15 protein-coding genes are annotated in these 18,268 nt (G+C 60.7%); 2 read left to right on the plus strand and 13 right to left on the minus strand.

What is annotated here, in order from left to right:
- Positions 1–35 precede the first annotated feature (35 nt).
- From AC5S3R_RS06375 to AC5S3R_RS06410, 8 genes are all read right to left on the minus strand, one after another.
- Positions 36–1,466 carry a metallophosphoesterase gene (locus tag AC5S3R_RS06375; RefSeq protein WP_494266178.1) on the minus strand — a complete coding sequence of 477 codons (1,431 nt, stop codon included), beginning with the start codon at positions 1,464–1,466 and terminating at the stop codon, positions 36–38.
- A gap of 48 nt (positions 1,467–1,514) precedes the next feature.
- Positions 1,515–2,342 (minus strand): LytR/AlgR family response regulator transcription factor, encoded by an 828-nt coding sequence (locus AC5S3R_RS06380; protein ID WP_494266179.1) that lies wholly within the window; start codon positions 2,340–2,342, stop codon positions 1,515–1,517.
- A gap of 173 nt (positions 2,343–2,515) precedes the next feature.
- The gene (locus tag AC5S3R_RS06385; protein WP_494266180.1) at positions 2,516–3,040 is read right to left on the minus strand and encodes a zinc ribbon domain-containing protein; all 525 of its coding nucleotides are present in this window, start codon (positions 3,038–3,040) and stop codon (positions 2,516–2,518) included.
- Between the two features lie 174 nt (positions 3,041–3,214).
- Positions 3,215–3,715, minus strand: a complete 501-nt coding sequence (locus AC5S3R_RS06390) for a hypothetical protein (protein WP_494266181.1) — start codon at positions 3,713–3,715, stop codon at positions 3,215–3,217.
- Positions 3,716–3,810: 95 nt separating this feature from the next.
- Entirely contained in the window at positions 3,811–5,259 is a 1,449-nt protein-coding gene (locus AC5S3R_RS06395) for a bifunctional 2-methylcitrate dehydratase/aconitate hydratase (RefSeq protein WP_494266182.1), read from the minus strand.
- A gap of 67 nt (positions 5,260–5,326) precedes the next feature.
- Complete coding sequence (prpC, locus tag AC5S3R_RS06400) at positions 5,327–6,478, minus strand: bifunctional 2-methylcitrate synthase/citrate synthase (protein ID WP_494266183.1); 1,152 nt, start codon at positions 6,476–6,478, stop codon at positions 5,327–5,329.
- 477 nt (positions 6,479–6,955) lie between these two features.
- Positions 6,956–8,956, minus strand: a complete 2,001-nt coding sequence (locus AC5S3R_RS06405; protein WP_494266184.1) for an ArnT family glycosyltransferase — start codon at positions 8,954–8,956, stop codon at positions 6,956–6,958.
- A gap of 170 nt (positions 8,957–9,126) precedes the next feature.
- Positions 9,127–9,393 carry a transcriptional regulator gene (locus AC5S3R_RS06410; RefSeq protein WP_494266185.1) on the minus strand — a complete coding sequence of 89 codons (267 nt, stop codon included), beginning with the start codon at positions 9,391–9,393 and terminating at the stop codon, positions 9,127–9,129.
- A 210-nt stretch (positions 9,394–9,603) separates the two neighbouring features.
- Here AC5S3R_RS06410 and AC5S3R_RS06415 point away from each other — a divergent pair, with 210 nt between their 5' ends.
- Both AC5S3R_RS06415 and AC5S3R_RS06420 read left to right on the plus strand, forming a co-directional pair.
- Positions 9,604–10,077: a hypothetical protein gene (locus AC5S3R_RS06415; protein WP_494266186.1), complete on the plus strand. Its 474-nt coding sequence runs from the start codon at positions 9,604–9,606 to the stop codon at positions 10,075–10,077.
- Positions 10,078–10,205: 128 nt separating this feature from the next.
- The gene (locus AC5S3R_RS06420) at positions 10,206–11,771 is read left to right on the plus strand and encodes a Ppx/GppA phosphatase family protein (RefSeq protein ID WP_494266187.1); all 1,566 of its coding nucleotides are present in this window, start codon (positions 10,206–10,208) and stop codon (positions 11,769–11,771) included.
- Here AC5S3R_RS06420 and sixA read toward each other — a convergent pair.
- The 5 genes from sixA to AC5S3R_RS06445 form a co-directional block, all read right to left on the minus strand.
- Positions 11,723–12,250 (minus strand): phosphohistidine phosphatase SixA, encoded by a 528-nt coding sequence (gene sixA, locus AC5S3R_RS06425; RefSeq protein ID WP_494266188.1) that lies wholly within the window; start codon positions 12,248–12,250, stop codon positions 11,723–11,725. The two genes, AC5S3R_RS06420 and sixA, sit on opposite strands and share 49 nt — an antisense overlap.
- A gap of 152 nt (positions 12,251–12,402) precedes the next feature.
- Complete coding sequence (locus AC5S3R_RS06430) at positions 12,403–13,173, minus strand: class I SAM-dependent methyltransferase (RefSeq protein WP_494266189.1); 771 nt, start codon at positions 13,171–13,173, stop codon at positions 12,403–12,405.
- Positions 13,170–14,051 carry a hypothetical protein gene (locus AC5S3R_RS06435; RefSeq protein ID WP_494266190.1) on the minus strand — a complete coding sequence of 294 codons (882 nt, stop codon included), beginning with the start codon at positions 14,049–14,051 and terminating at the stop codon, positions 13,170–13,172. Before AC5S3R_RS06435 ends, AC5S3R_RS06430 begins: the two co-directional genes overlap by 4 nt.
- Before the next feature lie 109 nt (positions 14,052–14,160).
- On the minus strand, positions 14,161–14,427 hold the full coding sequence (locus AC5S3R_RS06440; protein ID WP_494266191.1) for a hypothetical protein: 267 nt from the start codon (positions 14,425–14,427) through the stop codon (positions 14,161–14,163).
- Positions 14,428–14,670: 243 nt separating this feature from the next.
- Positions 14,671–18,180 (minus strand): carboxypeptidase-like regulatory domain-containing protein, encoded by a 3,510-nt coding sequence (locus AC5S3R_RS06445; RefSeq protein ID WP_494266192.1) that lies wholly within the window; start codon positions 18,178–18,180, stop codon positions 14,671–14,673.
- Positions 18,181–18,268: the final 88 nt, after the last annotated feature.

Raw genomic sequence — 18,268 nt, forward strand, 5'->3', positions numbered from 1 at the left:
GCTGAACTGGTTTTTGGCCGGGCGGCTGCCCTGCTCTACCTTGCAGGGCAGCGGCAGGCGTGGTAGCTGTCTGCGGTGTAGTTTTCCAGCGCGCAGGTGTACTGCGGCCAGAAGGGGGTCAGTTCGGGAGACTTGCTGCCTACGAAGTAGTTTTCAAGATAGCTTTGGCTGGCCGCTGACTCAGCCTTAGGGTCGGCGGAGAAGGCGTTCAGGAGTGACTGGACTTCCTTCGCGGCGTATGCGGGCTTGTGGTAGGTCTTGCCGTAGTCGTACTCCTCTTGCCATTGTGTGTTGATGCCCGTCTGGTTGGAAGCGGCGATGACGCGGTAATTGCGCAGGATGGCAGTGCGTGGGTCGATGGTGGCGATGGTGAAGGCCGGGTTGTTGCCATCGACGGGGGAGATGGAGGGAACCATCTTGAGCGCGATGGGCGCTGCGCTTGTGTCCGGCGATTTGATGAGGCGCATTTCGTCCATGTGGGTGTGAGCGAAGAGGGCGAGGCGAATTATGTCGCCGTACTTTGCCAGCGTATTGGGAAGCTCATCGGAAGAGAGGAAGAGATCGGGATCTTTGCCGCCGCACACGTTGCGCATCTTCGAGATGGTTGCGTAGGGATCGATGCCGGGCGGAATGTGGCCCATGATCCAGATTTTTTCGTGATGTGTGCGGGCTTTGTCGAGTTCGGTGCGGAGCCAGTCGATTTGCGCTATGACGGCTGTTGGGTCGTCTTTGCCGCCGCAGGTTTTGTATTTGCGGGACTGGAAGAGGTCGTCAATGACGATGAGACGCGTGTGCAGGAATGGCGCGGGGAGCGTGATGGAGAAGTTGCCGCCCGCGGCGAAGTTGGCTTCGGCTGTTTGGCGCTCTTTGAGTGGAAGTTTTGTGGTGAAGACTTTGCCGGATGCGGCGAGGAAGGCGGAGTTGGAGTCGAGTTTGTAATCATCGCAGCCGGAGTCGTTGTTGCCGAGTGCGGCGTAGACGGGCGTGCTGGGGAATGCTGTGTGGAATTCGGCGAGGACGAATTCAATGGTTTTGGCTACGAAGGCTTCGTACTGTTTGGGTGTTGCGTTGGGGAAGATGGCGTTGTATTTGCAGGGGAAAGAGTGGGCGATGAGGTCGCCGCTGATGGTGAGGAAGTGTGCGCCGCGGGCGTTGGCGCGCATGGCGGCGAGGCTGGATGCGAGCAAGGGGTAGCTGGTGTCTTCGCCGCGGGTTTTGCAGGTTTCTTGCAGCGCGGCGAAACGCCCTGCTTGATCTGGGGATGCGGGAGCGGCGAGGATGGCTTTCCACTGGCTGGATGGCGCGGCGTCAAGTTGCGGGAGTTTTGCGGGGTCCCAGAAGGGCTCGAAGTGAACGTCGCTTACTAGCAGGGCTGCTACGGGATGTGCGGGCGCGGCGCTTGATGAGAAGGATAGTGCGATGGCAAACAGGGCAACTTTGAATAAGTGCAGGGAAGTGCGGGGCATGCGTGCGTCTCCGTTGAGATGGACGTCCTGGAATGCGACCGGGATTTGCTAGAGATTGAAGAGCTCGCGCAAGTGGCGCGTTTGCGAACGGCTTACTGGGATTTCGGTTTGCTTTTTGTCGTCCATGCGGAGCTGGTAGCTGGATTTGAACCAAGGCACTACTTCGCGGATGTGATTGATGTTGACGACGAACCCGCGATGGGCGCGCCAGAAGCGCGTGGGGTCGAGCAGTTCGAGGAGTTCTTCCAGTGTGCGGCACTTGGACTGGCCTTCAAACTGTTGCGTGACGACGCGAATGACGCCTTCATCAATGGCGGCGTAGCAGATGTCGGCCTGGTCTACGAGCAGGAGGCGGCTTTGTGCCTGCACGATGAGTTTGTTGGGCTGCTGCGCTGAGGGCTGCGTGCGGTTGAGCAGCTTGAGCAGGGCGTCGATTTGCGACTGCGGCTGCGTGCCTGATTCGCCATTGCCGGCGAGGCGGCTTTTGACGCGTTCGACGGCTTGCTGCACGCGGGTGCGGTCGAAGGGTTTGAGAAGGTAATCGACTGCGTTCACGTCAAAGGCGCGGACGGCGTACTGGTCATAGGCCGTGGCGAAGACGATTTGCGGCAAGGGCTCGGGCTCTTCGTCAGGATGCCGCTGGCTCTTTGTCGCGCTGTGCTCAGCCAGTTTTTGAAGAACACCGAAGCCGTCGAGACCGGGCATTTGCACGTCGAGGAAGATGAGGTCGGGGTGGTGCTCCTCAATTAGATCGATGGCTTCAATGCCGTTGGAACCTTGTGCGACGACATCTACGTCGCCTACGGAGTCGAGGAGATACTTCAACTCGTCGCGGGCCAGTTGTTCGTCGTCGATGATTAGGGCGGAGAGAGACATCTATGGAGATTGTAGGACAAGGGACAAGGGACAAGGGACTAGGGACTAGGGACTAGGGACTAGGGGACGATGCGCTCTGGCTGGCATCGGCTGTACTACTTGCTTAAAAGAAAGCGGCCTGCTCGATTGTGATTCGAGCGGGCCGCGTTTTTCTTGTCCCTCTTCCCTATTTTTTAACTTCCTAGAACTCGTAGGCGGGCGGGCATGTGGTCTTGTGCCAGCTCGTGGCCGCAGCGGGTGCAGAACTGGTCTGTGGCGCGGACGGTGCGGAAACAGCTACCGCAACTGGCCGTGAGCTGATAGCTGCACTGCGGGCAGAAGTGGAAGTCACTCTGGACAAAGGTTCCGCAGGCGGGGCAGGCGGAGACGAGGGGCTGGCGCAGCAGGAAGTAGAGCACGGCGCCGATGCCGCCGGGCATGACGACGCAGAGGACCATCCAGAAACGGGTGCTCATGGCGCGGCGGGGCGCGTCTTTGCTTACGAAGCCGAGCATGAGGCAGTAGACAGCCGCGAGGATGCCCCAGGAGAGATTGAAGTAGATCCGGAAGCCTAGCGGTGGCGGCGCGTGGTGACGGAACGCGGGAAGCACCATCCAGAAGTAGTACTCGACGACGGCAAAGGCAGCGACGGCGAGTGCGATGGACCATGCGGGAATCAGGTGGGCGTCGTTATCGGCTTGGATGGGCGGTAGGTTCATCTGTTTTAAAGCACTTCTAGTAGAGTGCAACGGAATTCAAGTGCACTTCTATTGAATCATGACGGCTTGGGGCGGGGAGAAGTTGCGGGTTGGGGTTGGAAAAACTGCAATTTTTCGGGGAAATTTGCCGGGAAGGGCTTGGTGCGGTGGGGTGAGGCGCTTCCCGGCGGCGGGCTAGCGGGTGAAGTCTACATATTGCCGGCCGGAGTAAAGGCGGAAACCTCCGGAGGGGGCGGGCAGGAACTGGAGCGGGGTGGGGCGTTTGATGGCGGAGTCGCTGGTGGCGGGGACGGTTAGGACGTCGTGGCCGCCTACGTCGGTGATGACAAATTTGCCGGAGACGAAACCTTCGCCGTAGACGCCGGCGGGGAGGGACTGGCCGGAGATTTTGAGGGGGGCTTCGGTGATGAGGTAGCCCTGATATTTGGCGGCGACGTCGCTGGAGTAGCCGCTGTTGTCTACGAGCGTGGCGAGGACGTAGAGGCCGTCGGGGAATTTGACGCCGCCGGAGTTGCGGAGCTGCGTGGGGGCGGACTGGCCCTTGTAGTAGACGGAGGCGGGGAGCAGCTTTTGCGTGTCGGCGGGCTTGAGGATGGCGCCGGATTGGGCGGATGCGGCGGTGGTGACCGTCATGACGACTGCGGCGGCGAAGGTGCGGAGTGCTTTGAGTTGCATGGTCTTCCTCGTGGTGGTTTAGGGACCCGGTTGCAGTTTACAAACGGGCGGAGCGGGGGATGGTGCGTGGCGTCACAGCCATTGTATGCGGGAGTTCATGGCAGGTAGAGGTCTACGTATTGATGGACGGGCATGGTGTCGAGGTGTGCAGGGTCGAGGGATGCGTCGAGGATGCGCTGCTGCTGTGCCTGCGGGAAGCGGCGGGCGAGATTGGTTTGGAATTTGGCGATGAGGAGCGGGAGGCCGTCGGAGCGGCGACGGCGGTGGCCGATGGGGTATTCGACTGTTTGTTCCAGAACAGTGCCGTCGTTGAGGACGGCTTGAAGGGTGTTGGCGATGGAACGCTTTTCGGGGTCGTGGTAGTCGGCGGTGAACTGCGGGTTTTCTACGCAGGTGATTTTTTCGCGCAGGGCGTCAATGCGCGAGTCTTGCGCGGTGGTGTCTTCGTAGTCGGCGGCGGTGAGGCGGTTGAAGAGGAGCGGGATGGCGACCATGTACTGAATGCAGTGGTCGCGATCAGCGGGGTTTGAGAGCGGGCCACGCTTGTCGATGATGCGGAGGCAGGCTTCATGCGTGCTTATGGTGATTTGCTGGATGTCCTCGGCGGTTTTGCCTTGCTTGTCGAGTTCAGCGCGCAGGGCCATGGAGGCTTCTACGGCGGTTTGGGCGTGGAACTCGGCGGGGTAGCTGATTTTGAAGAGGACGTTTTCCATGACGTAGGTGCCGTAGGGGCGTTGGAACTGGAAGGGCTGGCCTTTGAAGGAGACGTCGTAGAAGCCCCAGGTTTTGGCGGTGAGCGCGGTGGGATAGCCCATCTCTCCGGCGCGGGCCATTAGGGCAAGGCGGACGGCGCGGCTGGTGGCGTCGCCGGCGGCCCAGCTTTTCCGGCTGCCGGTGTTGGGGGCGTGGCGATAGGTGCGCAGGGATTGGCCGTCTACCCAGGCGAGCGAGATGGCGTTGATGGTTTGCTCGCGGGTGAGGCCGAGGAGTTTGCTGACGACCGCGGTGGAGGCTACTTTGACGAGTACGACGTGGTCTAGGCCCACCTTGTTGAAGGAGTTTTCGAGGGCGAGGCAGCCCTGGATCTCGTGGGCCTGAATCATGGCTGCCAGCACGTCGCGCATGGTTAGCGGGGGCTTGCCTTCTGCGATGTTGGTGCGGGAGAGCCAGTCGGCTACGGCTAGGATGCCGCCTAGATTGTCCGAGGGATGGCCCCACTCGGCGGCTAGCCATGTGTCGTTGAAGTCGAGCCAGCGGATGATGGCGCCGATGTTGAAAGCGGCTTGTACGGGGTCGAGTTGATACGGCGTGCCGGGTACGCGTGCTCCGTTGGGGACGACTGTGCCGGGGACGATGGGGCCGAGGAGCTTGGTGCAGGCGGGGTATTCGAGAGCTTCAAGGCCGCAGCCGAGCGTGTCGATGAGGCAGGTGCGGGCGGTGGACCATGCGAGGTCGCTTTCGATGGTGTAGTTGAGGGCGTAGTCGGCGATGTCGGTGATTACAGAGTCGGGCGCGGGGCGGTCGTTTGGGATGTGCGAGGACAAAGCGGGATTCCTTTAGCAAGTTAGCTGCGCTGCGCGCAGTAGCGAGTTAGCAGGTTAGCGGAGGGAGCTAGGTGCGTTGGCCGAGTGGTATGAAAGTCTGCGGTTCAGGGCCGGTGTAGTTGGCGCTGGGACGGATGATTTTGCCGTCGGCGCGCTGCTCCAGGATGTGCGCGGACCAGCCTGCGGTGCGGGCGATGACGAAGAGCGGGGTGAAAAGGTCGATGGGGATTTGGATTTCGTTGTAGGCCACGGCAGAGAACCAGTCGAGGTTGGGGAACATGCGCTTGGTTTGTTGCATGACGGACTCTACGCGTTCGGCTATGGCGTAGAGGTTCTTATCTTCCGGTGAATGTGCGAGGGATGCCGCGATTCGCTTGATGATTTCGTTGCGCGGGTCGGCGATGGTGTAGACGGGATGGCCGAAGCCGATGATGACTTCGCGGTTTTCGATGCGGCGGCGGATGTCCTGCTCGGCTTCGTCGGGTGAGGCGTAACGCTGCTGGATTTCGAGGGCGACTTCGTTGGCTCCGCCGTGCTTTGGACCTTTGAGTGCGCCGATGGCTCCGGTGATGGCGGAGTAGAGGTCGGAGCCGGTGCCGGCGATGACGCGGGCGGTGAAGGTAGAGGCGTTGAACTCGTGCTCAGCGTAGAGGATGAGGGACGCGTGCATGGCGTTGGTCCACTCTTCGCTGGGCTTGTTGCCGTGGAGCAGGTGCAGGAGATGGGCGGCCAGGGAGTCGTCGTCGGTCTGCACTGCTACGCGCTTGCCGTGGCGGGCGAACTGGAGCCAGTAGCCGAGCATGGAGACGAGCTTGGAGAGGAGTTGGTCGGCGAGGGTGATTGCGGTGGCGGTGTCATGGGCGGCGGGTTCGGGTTCGATACTGCCGAGGACTGAGACTCCGGTGCGGAGTACGTCCATGGGGTGTGTGGCAGCGGGGAGGAGTTCGAGAGCCTGAAGGACGGCTTGGGGGAGTGTGCGGGCGGCGGCCAGGGTTTGCTTGTAGGCGGCTAGCTCGGTTGCGTTGGGGAGGTGGCCGTGGAGCAGGAGGTGGGCTACTTCTTCGTACTGGCAGTTGGCGGCGAGGTCGTGGATGTCATAGCCGCGATAGTGGAGGTCGTTGCCGGAGTGGCCTACGGTGCAGAGGGCGGTGTTGCCGGCGGGCGTGCCGGAGAGGGCTACGGATTTTTTGGGTTTGAAGGCAGGTATGGGCTCCGGCATTGAGGCTCCTGACTGAGAGCTTCAACGTAATGGATGGAGAGTGCGGGTGTCCAGATGGGGTGGAGATTTACAGATTTTGGGTGGGGAGGGTGATTCTTCTAATTGGTTCAAGGCTGCTGCCGGCTTTCTATGCCTGATGGCTATGGCGTTGTTGCTTCTCTTGTAAGATTTTGAAAATTAAATAGATAGTCGGTATTTATGGTGTTTATTGATTGGTTAATAGGTTTTGGTAAAGTGGTTACTTTGCAGAAAAAATGCCTCGAAAAAAACTTTTTCCTTTGCCTGGGCAGGTGTTTTGGGCTGTGGGTTCACAGTTTCACAGTCCCAGTATTAAGAGGGGGGAGGGGGATACCCTTCTGCCTGAAAAATGTAATGGCCCGATTCTTTTGGAATCGGGCCATTGCTCTGGTGATTATGAGTGTGACATAAAACCCCTTAATTGAGCGCAAGAGTTATCCACAGATTTGGAATTTATTTTTAGGGCTGTGGAGTTAGTGGGCGGTCGGTCCATAGGGTTTTGTCGGCGATGGACTGGACGGGGTAGAGGCGTCCGGCTAGAAGCTGCTGGGCCTTGGTCTCGTTTTTGTCCTGGGCGAAGAGCCATTTGCGCTCGCCGGTGCCCCATTGCTTGGAAAGCTCGTCCGGGGTGAGGAAGATTTTTGGCGCGTCGGGCCAGCAGGAGCCCCAGAGCATGGAGGAACCTATGCCTGCAGGTGAGCAGGGCTGGATGACGATGTCGGCTGGCTTCTTGAAGAAGTTGTGAGTGTAGAAGATGACCGAGGATGCGTCGGACTGGTCGCCGTAGATGATGAAAGTGTCGGCGGGGGTGCCCTTGGCGAGGATTGTGTCGGCCAACTGCTTGGAGCTGAGCATGGGATCGAAGCGCGCGAAGGCGATGTGCGCGGCGATGAGGAAGACTGCCGAGGTGAGCGCCAGCGACGTGGTTGCGGCGAGGTGCTTGCGCTGACGGCGCAACTGCCAACTGACCGCCGGGCCGATGAGCAGTGCGATGGCCGCGAGAGAGGCGGGCAGGCGCAGGGCGGCGAAGGACGGGCCGGTGAGGTCGAAGAAGTGCGAGGTGGCAAGTGTGTAGTCGCCTACGTCGCGATGGGCGAGAAGCTTGCCGATGTCGGAAACGAAGGGGAGGTTACGCGACTCCCAGAGCCCCCAGCCGAGGGCCAGTGCCGCAACGACGCCGATGACGGCGAAGACGGCCTGTGCGCCGGTGAGCCATGCGATCGAGAGCAGTGGGCGGGTTGTCTCCGCGTTGGTGCGGCTTTCTTCCGCGTTGGCCAGGAGGCCAGCGATGAGGATGAAGAGCGCGGGCCAAGCGGGGAAGGTGTAGTACTCCTGATTGGTGGAAAGCGAGAAGAAGAGCAGGACAAAGGCCGCGTAGAGGCCGAGGAGCCAGTTGGTGCGGACGCGGAATTTGAGGCGCGCTACGTAGGTGGCTACGTCTTCGCGGGCGGCGTTGTCGAGATAGAAATCGACGGTTTGGCCTGCGCCGGAGCGGAGGTGCTGGAGCCAGTTGTGGCGGGTCTTCCAGGCGACGATGACGAGCGCGGGAAGGAAGAGGCTCCACGGAAAGAGCCAGACGAGGTGCGCGAGCCAGTACCAGGCGACGGGCATGCGGTTGTAGTCCACGGGCCAGCGGGTGCCGAGGAAACGGAAGACATGCTCGTTGAGGAAATAGAAGTACCAGAAGCCGTGGACGTTGCCGGGCGTGGGACGGTTGCCGATGGGGGTGCCCTGATCGGGGTTGGCGAGTCCGGCGAGGATGTGCCATGGGGCGGCGATTACGAGGAAGAGCAGGATGCCGCTGAAGGGTTTGAGGTCGCGCCAGCGACGCCACTGGCCGCTGAGCGACAGCAGGGGAATGGCAGCGGCGAGGAAGAAGACGGGGGCGATGAGTCCCTTGGTGAGGGTGGCGAGGGCGAGCGCGGCCCACATACCGTACATGCGGGTGGGGCGCTGGCTTTCGAGGCCGGTGAGGAAGCTGTAGAGCGCGAAGAGGAGCAGGAAGCTCAGCAGGGCTTCGGGGATGGAAAAGCGTGTCCAGAGGAACGGGCCGATGGCTGTGAGCACGCCGAGGGCGGCGTAGAAGCCAGCGCGGCGTCCCCAGGCGCGGAGGGCCCAGAAGTATGCCAGCGCGGCGAGGCCGAGAATGGCGAGCGAGTTGGCGAGGTGCGTGGCAAAGACGTTTTCGCCAAAGACGCGGTAAAAGCCGGCGGCGAGCCAGTAGGGCAGCGGCGGCTTTTCAAGGTAGCGGATGCCGTTGATGTGCAGCGTAACGAGGTCGCCGGTTTCGGCCATGTGCTGCGCGGCCTGGGCGTGGCCGGCGTCTACGTCGTCGAGCAGCGGCGGGCTGAAAAGGGAAGCGAAGTGCACGGCGGCGAAAATAAGCGCCAGAACAAGCCATGCAACAAGCGGGCCGGGGCCCGACTGCGTGCGAATTTTCTGCGGTATCTGTGTCGTCATTGCGTAAAGAACAGCCTTAATAGGATATCAAGGCTTGTTTGCCGGCGGGCTGGCTATGACGATGTGAGACCGCGCTTTACGAAAGATTTATGCGGCTTTTGCCCGGCTGGTTCGGGTTTTTACGACTTTGACCTCGATAGTGACGCCGTCGGCTTTTTGCAGGTAGGCGATCAGGTCCATGAGATTGCGGGCCTGGGGGGGGGGCCAGTGGCGCTTAACATGTGCATCAGGCTTTTGGGGGAGCGGTTGAGGGCTTTGCCGGCGGCGATGAAGCCTACTGTGCCGTTGATGTATTCGCGGAGCATGGCTTTGGCGAAGTCCAAGTCGCCAGTGAGCAGGTCGTTCAGAACGTCGCTGAGGAATATGCGGCGGAACTCTTTGCGCTGAAGATGTTCTTTGACAGTTTCCCGAAAATCGCGTGTGAGAGGCTGTGGCATCTTATTTCTCTTTCTAGCAGCGCTTGTAGTTGCCCCAAGACGGTGAGCTGACGCAATGTCGTTTTGATGCCGATGTTTGGTACCGCCAGTGAGCGTCGTAATTGTGCCTTTGTAAATCAACATACTCACGGGTAGGTATCATTTGCATGGTAACGTGAGGGTTACCATGTGTCGAGCACTTTTGGCGGTTTGTGGACGCGGCGGCAAGTCATGATTTTTATTGATTGGCGGCATGTCATTATCGGTTGTATTCCGCTATTGCTTTCCATATTGGCGCTCGTGGGATTGCGCTATACGGGTAAAATTTCGCATCCACTTTTCAAAGCTACGGCATGGGTGTTTGGCTTGCCTGTTTTCTTGTTAGGCAGCCTGCTTTTTGTGCTCGTTCTGGCGGGTTTGGGGTGTAGCAGCTATTCCGCGCCAATTTATTCGCCATCGGGAAAGATGGCTGTGCGATTAGAAACTATGGACGCAGGCGCAGTTGGTGGGGATACGGCCGCGACGCTGCACTGGGCTTATGGCTTGCGTGACAGCACGATAGTGGCGGGATCGTACATGGTGATCGAACCAAAAGATGTGCATTGGGTGAACGATTCGGAGTTGCAGATTCGCTACGCTGGTGATGGAAGTATCTATAAGTGCGAGAGCATGGCAAACGTGAAGGTAAAGTGTCTGCCGAGATAGCAGATATTGCGGTTTAAGCATCTCTATTGCAAGAAATAGTCATTCCTAATTTTGTTCCCTTGTTTTTGGCGTTGCGCGATTGCAACATCGGTCGTGTATCTTCGGTGTGAAGAGCACTTCTTTCCTACATGCCTACTTTTGCTGCGATTGATATTGGGTCCAACTCCTGCAGGTTGAAGATTGCGCGGGTTGTCGCGCACCGCTTGAAGACGGTGCACGAGGACCGCGAGGTGACGCGGCTGGGGTCGAGCGTTTTTGAGTCGGGGCTGGTTTCTCCGGAGGCGATGGCGCTGACGCTGCGGGCGCTGAAGCGGTTTCAGCGGGCGGTGCAGACGCATGCGGTGGACCAGATTCGCGTGGTGGCGACGGCGGCGCTGCGCGATGCGCGCAATGGCGCGGCCTTTCAGGCGTGGGTAAAAGCCGAGACGGGCTGGAATCTTGAGATTATTTCCGGGCTTGAGGAAGGACGCCTGATTCATCGCGGAATTATGGGCATCGAGCCCGGAGTTGGCGGGCGCGTGCTGCTGGTGGACCTGGGCGGCGGCAGTTGCGAGATTACGCTGAGCGAGCACAAGCGGATTAAGGAAACGGTTAGCTTGCCGCTGGGCGCGGTTCGGCTTACGGAAGGCTTTTTGACGGCGGACCCGGCTCCTGTGGAGGGGCTGGCGCAGATGCGGCAACTGATTGGCCGTGAGCTGCGGCGGGCGCGGAGGAAGATTTCGCCGGAACGGGTTTCTCTGGTGATTGCGACGAGCGGGACGGCAGCGGCGCTGGCTGAGGCTTCAGCCGTGCTGGCGAAGAGCTCGAAGCGGGTAGCGAAGAAGTCGGCGGTGCGCGGCGGGCTGCAGCCGGGGCCGGGTGTGGCGCTGACTCCGATGGTGCGGAAGCTGGCGGGCAAGCTGGCGAAGATGGCGCTGCCGGAGCGCGAGGCGATGCAGGGCGTGGGGCCGCGGCGAGCGGAGATTATTGTCGCCGGAGCTTATGTTTATGCGGAACTGCTGGAGCATTTTGGGCTGCCGGGGTTTCGGTATTCGGAGCTGGGGCTGCGCGATGGGATCTTGGCGCAGATGCTGGCGGAGCAGGATACGCGGGCGCTGGGGCATCGCGAGTTTGAGCACGAGCGCTGGGAGAGCGTGCTGGGTACGGCGCGGCGGTATGGGGTGGACCCAAAGCAGGCGGAGCCGGTGCGGGCGCATGTGGTGCAGTTGTTTCGCGAGCTGAAGGCGCTGCATGGGCTGCCGGAAGATTATGAGCACTGGCTGGTCGCGGCAGCGCTGTTGCGGGATACGGGGAAGTTTATTAACCACCAGGGGCACCACCGGCATACGCAGTACATTATTTCGAGTTCGGAGATGTACGGGTATACGCCGGTGCAGCGGACGATTGTTTCGGCGATTGCTCGCTATTTAGGCAAGAGCCGGCCGGAGCCGGGGGACCGGGCGCTGCGGAATATTCCAGCGGATGAGCACAAGAATGTGCGCCGGGCGGTGGTGTTGCTGCGGCTGGCGGTGGCACTGAACCAGGACCGCGCCAGCGATGTGCTGCGGGTGGTGGTGAAGGTTTATCCGAAGCGCGTGTATGTGGAGATGAAGCCGGGACGTACGGGCGCGGAACTGGAGCTTTGGTCGCTTCGCAAGGAAGCGGACTACTTCCGCGAGGTCTTTGGGCGGGAGCTTTTTCCGACGCTGGCATAGATGTTGCGGGCCGTGCGAGGGTCGATGAGCCACTGGAGCTGCGCGGGGTGGCGGTCGAGATCGACGCGGGCGATGGCGCCTTTGCGGAGGCGCAGGCTGGCTCCGCCGTTGCCGGTGACTAATTTTCCTAAAAACTGAATGAGGTTGGGGTTGTGGCCTACGACGAGGACGCCATCGGCGCTGGAGTGCGCGGCGAGTAGCTCCTGAAAGGTGGCGAAGGTGCCATTGGGCGCGAGGGCGGGGCTGACTTCGATTTTGGTTTCGTAGCCCAGTTCGGTGGCGACAAATTGCGCGGTCTGCAGGGCACGCTTGAGCGGGCTGGAGACGACGGCGTCGATTTGCACCTTGAGGGAGCTGAGGACGCGGGCCATCAGGATGCACTGTTCCTTGCCGTCTTTCACAAGGCCGCGCTTGGCATCGAGAAGAGGATTAGGTTTGCTAAGGCCCGCGTTGGCGTGGCGCATTACGTACAGGTTCATGGGGGGTCTTTCCGGCGGGGGAAACGTTCAGACGCCTAATTTAGAACAGAATCCGCATAGGCGCACACGGCTTAGAAATATGAGCCGGATTTTTCCTGAGGAAAAATCCGGTTAGCGTCCCTGACGCTGAGTAATGCCGTGCGGTTTCTGGTCTAACTTGCCGATTTTAACACTACCGTAATATTTGTGTCGGAGCTTCTCTGGCGTTTTTGCCAGAGTTCGCTGACTAAGAGGCCTCCGAGGTGGGTTTTACGGGCAGCAAGAGAAAATCCGGAATAGAGGATGGAGGAGGAGTAGTCGGGGAGTTGGCGGGTGGAGAGGCTGGTGAGGAGACCGAATGCCGTATAGAGAAGCTTCACGAGGGGGCGGGCGACGAGCTTGCCGTAGAGACCGGAGGGGATGGCGAAGTCGGAGACGACCCAGTAGGCGTTGGGCGCGAGGTGATGACGGACGGTGCGGGCAAGGGCGCGGACTTCCTTGCTGGTGAGGCAGTCGAGGAAGAAATGGCTGATGACGAGATCGTAGGGCTGGGTGGTGGAGGGGAGTGAGTCGAGCCAGGTGCGGGCGTCAGCGGTGTGGGTGCGGACACGGTCGGCGTTGGAGCCGGAGCGCTGGACGAGGGCGCGGAGCATGGCGGGACTGGCGTCTACGGCGTCGATTTCGATGTAGGGGTTGAGGTCGAGCAGGTCTGCGGTGAAGCGGCCATCGCCGTCTCCGAGTACGAGGGCGCGGCGGGCCTGCATCAGCTCGGGCAGCCAGGCGCAGCGGGCCTGGTGGAGGAACGGGCCGAAGGTGAACAGCTCCATCCAGCGATAGGTTTTTGCGAGGCGGTCGAAATTGGGCGCTGGGCTGAGCATGGGGTTCAGCGCCGGGCTGGTTAGCTTCCGGCCGGAGACGATGGTGGTGGATGGCTGGCTGGTCATAGTTTGAGCATCAGGGCCGGGGTTAGCAGGAGAGGGCTGAGAAGAACCAGGTCGGCGGCCACGCGCAAGGACAGTGGGGAGAGCTTTTCCCGGTATCTATCTAGGATGAGAAATGCAAGCGATGAGATGGCTGCGGCGGTTAGCAGTGCGGACTGACGCGGTGCGGAGAAGATGGCCAGTGCGAGCATGGCGAGAACGAGGATGGCTGCGGGGAACTGGACACGGCGGCGGGAATGCGACTCCCATTCCGAGATGGCATAGAGGTTGAGTGCGGCTAGGGCGGCGTAGGCCAGCAGGGAGAGGAGCGGGAGCTTCAGGAACTGGGTGAGCGAGTGGCCTGCGCCGAGTTGCGAGCTGACGGGCAAGGCGCAGCCGAGGGTGAAGAGGGTTCCGACGATGATTGCGGAGCGGATTTCATGGCGTGTGGCTGACGGGGCCGGCTTGCGGTATGCGTGAACGCTGGTGAGCCAGAGTAGCGTGGCTGCCGCTACTACGGAGTCTGGCCGGATGGAGCGCGGCGGGAGCTGCAGGAAGACCAGCGCGGCTGCCGTGATGGCGGCTAGGGTGGCAAGCGGGAACAGGATGCGGCGGTGACGCCAGTGGAAGTGATGGCGATGGCGCAGGTCATGGTTGCTGCGCTTGCAGAAACTTGCACGGGCATCGAGCAGGCGGTCTGCGATGTAGATGGTCCAGACGATGAGGAAGAGCGCGGCGGCGGCCCAGAGCGGGAAGCGGACGTGGGCGGACCAGGTGAAGGCCCAGGCCCAGGTTACGGCGACCGTTGGCGCGTCGAGGCTGGCGAGGTGCCAGAGATGCAGCGGCGCGGTGAGGCCGCGTGGTGCGGAAGATGTTGCTGGCGGGTTGAGGAAAGTCGCCACGGATACAGGGTACAGCGAGGGAGCAGGGAATAGGGAATAGAAAACAAAAGCAAAAGCTTACGGCTTGTCCTCTTAATTTCCCGATATGGTCATTGCCGGGAAATTGGCGTTAGGCGTTGGACAGGGTTTTGGTGACCATGGAGCGGATTTTTTGGTTGACGTCGGCTACGGAGACGAAGAATGGCGTCCTGAGGCAGTGGAGGGTTAGCTGGCGGGTTTCAGGAGAGTAGTTCCAGGCTACTTCTATGCCCATTTGGGAGGCCGAGCCGGAGTTGCCGGTGATGGTGATGCCGGAGGCGTGCGCTTTTTTCTGGAGCTCGGAGAACTGTTCGGGGGTGACGTTTTCAAATATCTGCGGTGCGGTGGTGGCTGGCATTGGTTTCTCCCATTCCAGAATGACAGGGATCGAGGGAACAGGGAATAGGGAGTAGGGAATAGAAAACAAAGGCAAGGGCAATTGCGGATTCGTCACACCTTTTGATGGATGAAAGAGGATGCAGCTTAATTTTTTGGGGAGGGCTGGTGGTTTGGGTGTTTCCATCCTTGCGGCGGGAGAAGCCGCAAGGATGGGGCACCGGGTTTGTTCTCCCCTCCACCCGGAGGGGAGAACGTGTGTTGGTTAGAAGGAGTAACGCAGGCTGAACTGCATTTCCCGGTCTGACGAGTAGGTCTGGCCCTTGGTGGTGACTTCGCCAAAGGTGCCGCTGCCGGGGGTCTGGCCTGGGGTATCCCAGTTGGGGTGGTTGGTGAAGTTGAAGGCTTCCGCGCGGAAGGTCAACAGGTGGTTGTCGTGGCCGGGCACGATGTGGAAGGGCTTTTGCAGAGCGATGTTCCAGCTCTGGAAGCCGGGGCCGTGGAGTGCGTTACGGGTTCCACGCGGGGCCAGGGTGCCTGCTGCCGGTTCTGCGAAGAGGCTTGGGTCAAACCAACCCGCGGTTCCGAAGTGCTTGGAAAGCGTGGGCTGCTTGGTGAGAACCCAGAGCTGCGAGCCGGTTCCGGGGCCAACGCCGGCGTAGTCGTTGCCGTTGTTGATGGAGCTGAGAGGCTGACCGCTCTGCGCCTGGGTGACACCGGAGACCTGCCAGTCGCCGAGGCCGTTGCGGACAATCCAGTGGCTCGAATGGTTGGCGTAGGGAAGGTTCCAGACGTAATCGACGACGAGCACGTTGCGCATGTCGAAATCGGCTGGGCCGTAGTTGAGGTTCGGCGTGTAGAGGTTGGGCAACTCGTAGCCGCGGCCGGAGCCGAAGTCGAGCAGCTTGGACCAGGTATAGGCCACGTCGAAGAGGAAGTTGTTGGAGAGGCGGCGCTTCAGGTTGACCTGCAGCGCGTGGTAGATGGAGCTTCCCTGATTGGACTGCTCGACGATGGAGGAGAAGCCCTGGTAGGGGCGCAGCGCGTCGGGCTGAACGTCAGGGTTGGCCTGGACGGTGCCGGGCGTTAGCTGGTTGACGTTTTCAAGCTGCTGCAGATGGATTCCCTTGCGGCCTACATACGAGATGGTGAGGGCTGCGAACTTCTGGAACTCCTGCTCAACGCTTGCGCTCCATGCCCATGCTTCCGGGTTGGGGAAGTTGTAGGACTGCGAGGAGAGCTGCAACGGATACAACGCGGCGGTGGTGCCGCCGGGGTTGTCCGCGTGGCCGTTGGTTACGGATTCCGCAGCCTGGAAGGGCGCATTGCCGCCGAGCTGAACGGAATCGTTGATGCCGATGTGCTGCACGTAGCGACCGCCACCGATGCGGACGACCGTGGTGGGCGTGACCTGATCGGTGATGCCGAGACGCGGCTGGATGTTGGTGTAGGTGGTCGGCGAGTAGCTGGGGCTCAGGCCGTGGAAGAGGTTGTTGTAAGCACCGCCGAGGATGGCGTCCGGTACGTGTCCCTTGGCGGAGCTTGGGAAGCCGCTGCCGGGGATGACGACGCCGTCATACTGGTCGCCGCCGGTTTCCGTACCGTTGGTGGGATCAACAAGAGGCGCGGTAGCTGCGTCATAGTACTTCGGGTTAAACATGGACTGGTTGCGCCAGACGGCCCAGTATGGCTGGAAGATGCTGTAGCGTGCGCCGTACTCGATGACGAGGTGCGGCGTTGCGTGCCATGTGTCCTGCGCGAAGAACTCCGCCACGTTGCCGCGGAAGAGGGTGTAGGACTTCTGGCCGATTTCGCCGTAGCTGTCGAAGAGGCCGAGGGCCGCGTTGGCTACGCCCGCGCCGGTTGACGGCGTGCTGTTATGCAGAGCGGTGAAGATGAACTGGCCGTTCTGGTTGTTGGTTGCACCGGGCGTGTTGTTGCTGACGTCGATCTGGTCGAAGTTGTTTTCGCCGGTGTACTCCCAGAGCCCGCCGAAGACGAGGGTGTGGCGACCGATGATCTTGGTGAAGGTGTCGGCGACGGTTTCAACGATGCCGCCGGAGTGCGACGGGTAAGGTCCGCCGTCGAGGGTGGTGAAGTTCTGAATCTCGATGGTGGGAATCTTGTTGGGTGTCAGCTTCTCGTTGGCCGGAAAGAGGTACGGGAAGTTGATGCCGTACTTGGTGCGGTCGTAGAGTCCGCTGGACTGGTCGATGGAGATGGTGACGTGGTCTGTGGAGCCAGAGACCGTGAGGTCGTTGACCGCGGTGGGGCTGATGGTCCACGTGTAATGCAGAACGCCAACTTCATCGGGCCAGTTCCACACTTGCGGCGTGCGGTTGAAGTTACCGGAGAAAGGCGAGTTCTGGTAGAAGTTGTAGTGCAGGAACGAGAAGCGCAACTGGTGATTCTCCGCGGGGAGATAGTTCACCGTTACGGTGTCCTTGCGCTGGTTCTGCGGATAGGGGCCGGTGCCGAGCCAGTTGTAGCCCTGCGCATTCTCATTGGCCGCCGGATAGGCGTTGAGCAGCGCGAGGCCGTTGGGGCTGAGCGGAGCTCCGCAGGCGTTGAGGTCGTTGTTGGGGCAGACCTGACCGGTGTTGGGATTCTTGATGGTGACGGGGTCGCCCGTGAAGAGGTTGTTGGGTACGAGCAGGTCACTGAAGTTGCCCTGGCGCATAAGCGCGGTTGGCACGGTGCCTGTTTGCGTGGGTGACTGGCGATAGCGGACCCATTCCTGCCCGACGAGGAAGAACAGCTTGTTGCGCAGCGGTTCCCACACGTGGGGGATGGCGATGGGGCCGTTCACATTCCATCCGAACTGGTTGTAGCGGAAGGGCGTGGGGTGGCCGGAGACCAACGGGTTGGTGGACTGCTTGTTAATCCAGGTGTTGGCGTCAAAGAACGAGTTACGTACGTACTCGAAGGCTGCACCGTGGAAGTCGCGCGTACCGGTGCGCGGCACCTGCACGAGTACGCCGCCGGATGTTCCGCCGTATTGCGCGGGGTAGGCCGTGGCGAGAATCTGCATCTGCGCAATGCTGTCCACGTCAGCTACGCCGGTGGTGGTGCCGTTGCCGCGGGTACGGATCATGGGCGCGCCGTCGAGGGTGACAGCGATTTCGTCGTTACGGGAGCCGCTGATCTGCGGGCCGCCGAAGTCCGGCGCGAAGTTGAAGGAGGAGAGCGGCGCATTGCGCGTGACGCCGGGCTCGAGCTGTGAGAGATAGATGGGGTTACGTCCGTTGAGCTGGATGGACTGCACCTGCTCCTGCGTGACGACCTGGCCTACGGATGCGGATTCTGTCTGTAGCACGTTGGCGTTGGCTTCGACGGTAACGGTGGTGCTGACGTTGCCGACCTTGAGGGTGAAGCTTACCTGGCGACCGATGCTGGCGTCCACGATGACGCCGTTCTGGGTCTGGCCTTCAAAGCCCTGGGCGGTAACGGTGACGCTGTAGGTGGCTGGCTGGATGTTGGTGACGGTGTAAGCGCCGCCTGCATCCGTGGTGACGGTGAAAGTCTGGCCGGTGGCACGGTTGAGAACCGTGACCTGTGCGTTGGGAACTACGGCTCCGGAGTTGTCTGTGACTGTTCCGGAGATGGACGACGTGATGTTTTGCGCGTATGCAGAACTGGATACAGTGCCCGTGGTTGCCGATGTAAAAGCAAAGGCAGCGAACACGGCAATAGCAAAGTTACGCGGGAGTTTTTTTAGCCTGGTTGCGGAAATTGGCGGTGTGTTTGTGCGATTGAAAATATCAAAACCGCGCATGAGTTTAGCCTCCTCGTGACTACGTTTAATTTTTGGCGCGTGCTTTTTTACCACTGTTTACTTATCTGTGCCGCGCCTGGCTGATGGT

It is taken from the genome of Occallatibacter sp. FHG110214_02 (assembly GCF_059115385.1).